1 pseudogene is annotated in these 1,283 nt (G+C 66.6%); it reads left to right on the top strand.

Going from position 1 to position 1,283, the window contains the following annotated elements:
• Window positions 1-1,283: pseudogene (locus WH50_RS25095) on the top strand (hypothetical protein); the annotation flags it as partial.

Genomic DNA, 1,283 nt, shown 5'->3' on the forward strand with positions numbered 1-1,283 from the left:
CGTACCCGACGGCGGCCAGCGCACCTACCGCTACGATGCCCAGGGCCGCCAGGTGCTGCGGCAGGATGAACGCGGCGCCATCACCCGCTACGCCTACGACAAGCTCAACCGCCTGACGCGGCTGACCCTGCCCGGCGGGGCCAGTCGCCAGTATGACTACAACGCCTACGGCAAGCTGCGCCGCTATACCGACGAACAGGGCCGCACCACCGAATACGACTATGCCCAGCCGCTGCACCTCGTCACCGCCCAGCGCAACCCGGACGGCAGCACCCTGCGCTTCCGCTACGACGACCGTCGCCTGCAGCTGACCGACATCGAAAACGAAAACGGCGACCACTACCGCCTGAGCTACCACCCCAGCGGGCTGGTCAAAGAAGAAACCGACTTTGCCGGGCGCACCACCCGGTATGACTACGATCTTGCTGGCCGCCTGACCGAAAAAACCGAAATCGCTGCCCCCGCACCCGGTGCGACCTCTGCGGCTAGCCCCCAGGACAACACCGAAGCCGCCACCCTCACCACCCGGTTTAAACGCGACGTGATGGGCCGCCTGACGGAAAAAATCCTGCCCGATGGCCAGCGCATCCACTACCACTACGACCCGCACGGCCAGCTGCTGCAGGTCGATGACGGCCACTGGCCGCTGTACTTCGAATACGACGCGCTGGGCCGCCTGATTGCCGAACACCAGCAACGCCACACCCTGCGCTACGGCTACGACCACCTGGGCCGCCTCAACCGCCTCAAACTGCCCGACGGCAACCGCCTGCACTACCACTACGGCCCCCACAGCCAGCTCAGCGGAATCGACCTCAACGACCAACCCCTGACCCGCCACAGCCACGAGTACGGTCAGGAAGTCAGCCGCTGGCAGGGCGCCCTCACCAGCACCTGGCACTACGACGAACAGGGCCGCCTGACCGAACAGCAACGCCATCGCACCGGCCAGCGTGGGCCCATCCACCAGCGTCGCTACCAGTACAACGCCGTGGGCAACCTCATCACCCTCGACGACAGCGACAAAGGCACCCTGCATTACGACTACGACCCCCTCGACCGGCTCACCGCCGTGCGCGGCGCCATCGAAGAACAGTTCCACCACGACCCGGCGGGCAACCTGCTCAACCAGCGCGACCCCACCGACCCCGACGCCAGCCCCTACGGCCACAGCGCCCAGGGCAACCGCCTCACCGTGCAGGGCGACCGCCACCTCGAATACGACGGCTTTGGCAACCTCATTACTGAATACCGCGGCGCCGGGCACCGCCTTGTCACCCGCT

This window comes from Pokkaliibacter plantistimulans (genome assembly GCF_003194385.1).
GTDB lineage: Bacteria > Pseudomonadota > Gammaproteobacteria > Pseudomonadales > Balneatricaceae > Pokkaliibacter > Pokkaliibacter plantistimulans.